The 6,743-nt window shown below is 72.1% G+C and carries 4 protein-coding genes; 3 read left to right on the forward strand and 1 reads right to left on the reverse strand.

All coding sequences use genetic code 11. The features are described 5' to 3' along the window. Positions 1 to 84: 84 nt before the first annotated feature. Together AC08OQ_RS16365 and AC08OQ_RS16370 are read left to right on the forward strand one after the other, a co-directional pair. Positions 85 to 2,169 (forward strand): hypothetical protein, encoded by a 2,085-nt coding sequence (locus tag AC08OQ_RS16365; protein WP_476612170.1) that lies wholly within the window; start codon positions 85 to 87, stop codon positions 2,167 to 2,169. 294 nt (positions 2,170 to 2,463) lie between these two features. Then, the gene (locus tag AC08OQ_RS16370; RefSeq protein ID WP_476601244.1) at positions 2,464 to 3,822 is read left to right on the forward strand and encodes a PP2C family protein-serine/threonine phosphatase; all 1,359 of its coding nucleotides are present in this window, start codon (positions 2,464 to 2,466) and stop codon (positions 3,820 to 3,822) included. 103 nt (positions 3,823 to 3,925) lie between these two features. Here the strand turns inward: AC08OQ_RS16370 and AC08OQ_RS16375 are convergent, their stop codons facing one another. Continuing rightward, positions 3,926 to 5,575 (reverse strand): hypothetical protein, encoded by a 1,650-nt coding sequence (locus AC08OQ_RS16375; protein ID WP_476601246.1) that lies wholly within the window; start codon positions 5,573 to 5,575, stop codon positions 3,926 to 3,928. 266 nt (positions 5,576 to 5,841) lie between these two features. Here AC08OQ_RS16375 and mptB point away from each other — a divergent pair. Next, positions 5,842 to 6,743: polyprenol phosphomannose-dependent alpha 1,6 mannosyltransferase MptB (mptB, locus tag AC08OQ_RS16380; protein ID WP_476612171.1), on the forward strand; the 902-nt coding region annotated here is incomplete at its 3' end.

The raw sequence follows: 6,743 nt of genomic DNA on the forward strand, positions 1-6,743 counted from the left end.
CCACACAACGGATCATGCAATCCGAAAATCACCATCAGATCCACGGCCAACCCCGGGACGTACTCCCAAACAGGCCCTAGCCGGATGATCGACGAGATCTCCAACGCGGTCGCCGAGGAGCAGCGCCAAGTCGAAGGAACGATCTCCGCCCTCGCGGACGAACTCGCCGCATTGCGGGTTCCTTCGCCCGCACAGATCCGCGACGAGCCACTGCAGCGGGAAGGACCACTGCACCGCGACGAGCCACTGCGCCAGGCAGTCCCACTGCTCGCGGCCGCCCTGGAGTCGATCTTCTCGGGATATCGGATGACCTCCGCGCGCGACAACGCGATCCGGCTGGCCACGGAGACCGCCGAGGCGCTGCGCGCCGCCCGGCCGGACCACCTGTCGGCGTCGCCTACCGGTACTTCCCGACCCGCCCCCACCCGGCTCGCCGTCACCGTGTGCCGCGTCCCCCGACCCGCCACACCACCACCCGCCACGCCACCACCCGCCACACCGGAATCGGCCACCGCGCAGCCAACCGATCCGGGCCCAGGGGGACGGCGGCACCTGGAACGGCTGGAACGGGACGCGGGGAACGCCGTCATCCGGAACGTCGCGGAGGCGTATCGGCAGGAGTGGTCGTACTGGGACGATCGTCTGCACCCGGTCGACCGGCTGCTCGCCGCCTTGGGCGTCCCGCTGGGCATCTCCCTCAGCGACGCGGCGTACGACCCTCTCGTCGATCCGCTCGAGTCACCCACCGACCTCCGCGAGCTCGCCGCGCTACGTGACCTGCTGCACTGCAACCTGCCGCAGCGCGGCGAGCCCGCCCGCTCTCCCCTCGGAGCGGTCGCCCCACGCCCACCCGGCCGCCGTACCGATGTCCTGGCCCGCGCGGCGAGCGACGTCACTCAGGCCATCACTCGACGGCTGGCCCCGGACGCCTACCAGAGCGACCATGACCGCGCTGCCTACGTCGACGCGGTGCACCGCGCGGTGACGACGATGCAGCGCGAGGTCGTGGAGATGTTGACCCGGCTGGTCGCGGGGCTCGCCGCGCTCGCGATCCCGGCGGCGGCCGCGGTAGACCCCGCCGTCTGGGCCGGGCGCCACATCGATCTGATCCATCAGACGCTGCGGGCCCTCTTCGACCTGTTCGGCCTGCCCGAGGGCTTCGAGTTCGCCAGAGCCCTGGCAGACGAAGTGGTAACAGGCGCCGCGCCGACGGGTGGCGGGTCGCAGTGGCCCCCTGAGTCGGCCGCAGCGAAAGTCGTGCGCCTGCTGCGCGAAACCCATGCCCGGGGAGCCGATGCGTTCCGGCTGCTCGTCCTCTACGCCCCGGGATGGCATACCGCCGAGGACATCCGCGATGACATCGCCTACGCGGGGGCCTACGCGGGGGCCTCCCCGGTCGGGCCACCCGGCCAGCCCGCGTCGCGGGCCCCTGATGCGGAGGTGCTCGGAGCCGGTGCCCGCCCGTATTTCGATCGGTTGATCGCAGTCCAGGCCGCGTCGGGACGAGGCGACGGGCCGCTGACGCAGACCGTGCGGCGCATCGCCGGCCTCTACCTGCCCGGCGCGTCCCACGAACCCGGTCCGCCCGGAGCGCTCGAGAACGATCTACATGTCCTGGGTGCGGAGCTCACCGCCCGCATTTCGCCGACCTGGCCGGACGGTCCCGATCCGGCGATCGCATTCCTCCGGGCCTGCCGGCTTGGCCAGCTGAACGCGGCCCGTGTCTTCGGGCTGCTGGTCCGACACGTTCCGAACTGGGACGACGCCTGGGATCTGCACGAAGCCATCCGCCGGGACGGTGCCCCGGGCCAGGGAACCGCCTATCCGGAGGAGGAGCCGTTGACGGATCCGGAGCTGGCCAGAGCGACGGAGAGGTACTTCCGCCGAACAGTGCGGGGATCGGAGGCAGATCGCCCCTTCCCCGCCGACCTGGAACGCGTCGTGCGCCGACTGGTGGCGCTCTACCTCCCCGACGACCCGCGGCTGCGGGCCGCGAGCGAGCTGCCCGGCTTCGTCGAGAGCCAGGTGATCGCCGCGATCAGCCGACCCGCACCGCTCAGGCGCCGCCTGCTCCCGTGGCGCGCCAGAACCACCAGGCTCGCCATGACCGCCGTGCTCACCGTGACGTTGTGCCTAACCTTGGTAATCTTCATCACCGTGGTGCGCTGATGCGGCGGCGAACAATCACCGTCTCGCGCCCCCCGACACGGGCCGTCACCGTTCACCGGAGGCATCCTTCGTGGCGTCACCGGAGGCATCCTTCGTGGCGCCCGCCTCACGGCGGGGCCGCCCGGGCGCCGGCCCTACTCGGCCGCGCCCAAGTCTGGAACAATGCGCAGCACTTGTGTCGGTGTCGCGACACATACCCGGTCTCTTCTGAGTTGATGTCCTTAGGTATGAAGGAAGACGGCTGGCGACACGTCCTACAGCGTGATCGTAATTGCTACGGCGAGGACGGAGGCCATGGGTAGCCCGCTGGTACCGATCATGCTCATTGTGGTGCTGCTGGTGGGTGGGCTGGTCTTCGTCATCCTCAACAACCGACCCGTCCGGCCCGGAGAGAACCAGCGACGCTCCCGTGGCCTCAACCATCAGCGCCACCGATACGGTACGGTGCCGATCCGTGACAGCTCTGACATCACCCCGCCCGACGGGATCGTCCCCGGCTTCGCCGAGCCGACGCCGGTCTCCTCGGCAACCGGTGCGACGGGCAACGCGGCGGACAGGTCAGCGGACAGCGCGAGCGGCGTCCCGGACGCAGGCGCGGCATGGGGAGGGGATGTGACCTCGCAGGTTTCCGTCGGCGGCGGTGAAGGCAACCGCGATCCCGAGTCCACCGGCTGGACGCCACCGCCCGCCGGTCAGCCGCACCTCGGGCCCGGTGCCTTCGGTGACGAACGGGCGGATGCCACCCGCTACTACGACCCGGCGACCGGCGACTATCCCCTCCCGCCAGCCGGGGAACACGCGCCGGCTCCGCGCGGTGCCGAGCCGACCCGAACGGTTGAGGACACGCCGTGGGAGAGCTCCCCCACGGCGACGACCATCCCCGTGGCTCCGCCCACTCCCCCGAGGGGGCAGGCGGGCGATCTCATGGCGATCGAGCCGGAGCAGACGACGGCCGCCGCGCTGCGACTCGCCGCCGCGGGGCGCACCCGCCGGGGCAGACGCGGCGGTCCCAACGAGGACGCGTTCGTCGTCGTCGACGGGCTGCTGGCGGTATCGGACGGGGTCGGTGGCGAGGCTGCCGGCCAGATCGCGTCCACGCTGGCGGTCACCACGGTGGCGGGTTTCCGCCCGCAGTACGCCGAGGATCCGCTTGAGGGCCTGCGCAAGGCCGTGGAACGGGCGAACTGGGTGGTCCGGACCCGGGCTCGCGAGGAGCCGGCCTGGCTCGGCATGGCCTGCACGCTGGACGTCGTCATCCTCGGGCGCCAGCAGAGCACCGGCGAGTACCTCACCGTCGCGCACGTGGGTGACAGCTCGGTGTGGTTGCAGCCCGGCAAGGGACGGCCGCGGGCACTGACCACGCCGCACGCGATCCGCAACGGTCCGTTGCTCAACGCCGTCGGGCTCGCTGACGAGATCGAGGCGGACATCTTCAGCGAGCCGGTCCGCGCCGGTGACCGGGTCGTTCTCGCCAGCGACGGCATCACCAAGGTGATGAGCCCGGAACAGCTCGACGGCCTGCTGAGCGCGCTGGGGCCCGAGCCGCCCGAACGGGCCGCGGACGCGCTCGTCGAGGCGGCCCTGCTGGCCGGTGCCCGGGACGACACCACCATCGTCGTCGCGGATCTGGTGTCCGAACCCGCCGCCCGGTGAGTTCGTCCGGTCACCCGGTCACCTGGACACCCGGCGCCCGGCCCGGCGCCCGGACGTCCTAGAGGGGCTGAGGCACCCACCCGCCGACAGCCACCCCGAGAGGTCAGGAGACACGCTGACCGACCGGGCAGTCCAGGGCGCTGGCGCGGGTCAGGCCGTCGACGGACAGCCGGGCGGACAGGCGCACCGGTCCGGACGACTCGGTGAGAATGCCCGTCCAGCCCCCGGCCGCCCGGAAGACGCACGCCGTGCCCCCCGACAGCTGCCAGTAGGGGGTGTAGTGCACGAGCACCGTGGCGACCCCGGGCGCGTGGAAGTCGACCGCGACCGAACTCACCCCCAGTTCGGTGAGTGAGGCCGGTCCCTGTACCAGACCCGGGGAGTCGGTGACGAGCCACACCTTCCAGTGCGCGTTCTGCCAGGCGAGCTCGAGATAGGGCAGACCGGCCCGCAGCAGCCTGGCCTCGGCGACCGCGGAGGGATCCAGCTCGACGTCGGGGAGGGCGACGTAGCGGATGCCACGGGCGAGCAGCCACTCGTGGTAGGTCTCGGCGTTCAGTGTGCCGTCGTAAAACAGCGCGTTGTACTTGCTGTCGAGCTGGCGCAGCCAGCCGCGGGCCATGGGTACGGACGGGGCGACGAAGCGCGCCTCCCAGTGGGCCCGAGTAAAGGGAATCTCCACCCGCCCGGCCGGCACCGGCGCGCCGCGGTCGAGGTAGTCGAGGAGCTCGGTGTAGTAGGCCTTCGACCCGGACGGATCGCCGTGGACGAGCAGCGCCCCGTGCACCGGCCCGATCTGCCAGCCGATCAGCGGGATCGCCGCGACCGCGAGGACGCGGCGGCGTTCGGCGAGCAACAACGCCGCGGCGGGGCCGGCGAGCAGCGTCGCCGGTCGGGTGATGTTCCCGCCGACCTGGGTGGGCACGCAGAAGAAGACCACTGCCGCGGCCGCCCAGAGCAACAGGCCGTGCCGGATGGGCCGGATGAGCCGGGCGTGCCCGGGCACGATGAGCAGGCCGACCGCGATGAGGGTCAACAGCGACAGGAAGGTGACCGCGGGAAAGGGCTGGTACCCGTCCTCGGGAAACGCGAGCGCGACGATGATGCCGGATCCGGCGCCGACGAACGGGAGCGCGCGGCGCCATCCGATCGTCGGCAGCAACGCGAGGCCGACGAGCAGCACGAAGCCGCCGGCCAACGGAGACGCCAGCGACGACAGGACCGCGCCGATCCAGGTCAGCTTCGTGTGCCGTTCCCGCGCGCCGACCAGCGCCAGCGCACCGAAGGCCATCCCGAGAGCGAACGGCATGCGGCCCACGACGAGGTTCGCCACCGTCGAGACCGCGAACCAGACAAGGACCAGATCATGCCCGGCCCGCCGGCCAGGACCGCGGAGTAACCGGGTCACGATCATCGTCGAGGCGACGCAGGAGATCGCGCCGAGCGGCTGTACCCCGACAAGCGCACCGAGCGGGGGGAACAGCACACTGTAGCCGGGGATGGTGTGACCGCCGTACCACTGATCGTCCCAGAGCACCACTCCGCCGTGCCGGAACAGCCAGACCCGGTACTCCTGGGCGGGGGTGTCCGGACCGGTGATGCCAAGACCGATGCACAGCAGGCAGAGCGCGGCGGTCAGAATCCAGGGCCAGCGGCGAACCGCCACGACGACGGCGAGAACACCCCGCACGAACGGTCCGCGGTGCCGCGGCGGCTCGAGGGCGATGGAAGGGGTCTGGGGCAGTGTGGCCACGCGAGGCTCCGACCCGGGGTGCCCGGGCCCACCCGTCGCCGGGGCGGTCGACGCCGCCCGCCCCCCCGAGATGGCGTCAGGCGAGGGACCAGGGGTCGCGAGCGTTGTCACCCGCGACCCCCCCACGCACCGACGACAGTCCATCCGCCGTCTCCGACCGGTCATCACCCGACAGCTTGCCCCGCGGGCGGCGTCAGGCCACGCCCGTCCCGTCCGGACCAGGCAGCGGCCGGCCCCGACCTGCCGGCATCCGGGCCCCGACCAGGGTGACCCTGCTGGTCCTCGCCGGTGGCGGCGCCGCGGCCGTGGCCATGGTGAGCGAGGGTCGGCTCGGTTCGCGCGATCCGCACACGACCGACCCTTCCTCCTGGTGGGGCATTCTCCCATCGGCGGCCCCGTCGGATACCGCAAGGGGTGTCTTGGCCGGCTTGGCGGCCCTGGGCATCATCACTCTGTGTCTGTGCTGGGGCGGGCTTGTGCGCGCGACGATCGCCGGCCGCACCTCCCCGCGGGCCGCCCTCGCGGCGGTGATCGTCTGGAGCCTCCCGTTCGCGGTGGGCCCGCCGCTGTTCAGCCGGGACATCTACGCCTACGCCGCTCAGGGTGAGCTGGCGAGGCTCGGCCTGGATCCGGCGACACACGGCGTCTCCGTCCTGCTGACCGCTGAGGGCTCGGGCTCGGCGTTCGTCCGGGCCGTCGACCCCCGGTGGTGGAACACCCATGCGCCCTATGGCGGTGCCGCGGTCGCCGTAGAGAAGAGCGCCGCGGCCCTCGGCGGCGGGCCGGCCGGGACGGTCACGCTGCTCAAGATAGTCGCGATCCTCGCAACGATCGCGATGGTCGTCCTGACGCTACGGCTCGCCGGACCGGAGCCGGGCCGACGGGCCCTGGTCATGGTGCTCGTCGCGGCCAATCCGGTCGTCGTCGTGCACCTGATCGGCGGAGCCCACCTCGACGCAACGGCCGCGGCGCTGCTCGTGGCGGCGCTGGTGGTGGATCGCCGACGGCTCGTCTCGGCACCGGCGTCCGGCCCGGAGGGAAAAAGCACGCCGACGGCTCGGCAGGCCGCGCTCGGCGCCGCCGCGACGGCGCTGGTCGGCGTGGCCGGAAGCGTCAAGGCAACCGCCCTCCTCGGCGTCGCCTGGCTGGTGCTGGCGCATCTGCGGGC

Source organism: Frankia sp. CcCS3 (assembly GCF_977927575.1).

Coding starts and splice junctions, on each gene's coding strand:
- AC08OQ_RS16365 (WP_476612170.1), top strand. CDS start 85: ATGATCGACGAGATCTCCAACGCGGTCGCCGAGGAGCAGCGCCAAGTC.
- AC08OQ_RS16370 (WP_476601244.1), top strand. CDS start 2,464: ATGGGTAGCCCGCTGGTACCGATCATGCTCATTGTGGTGCTGCTGGTG.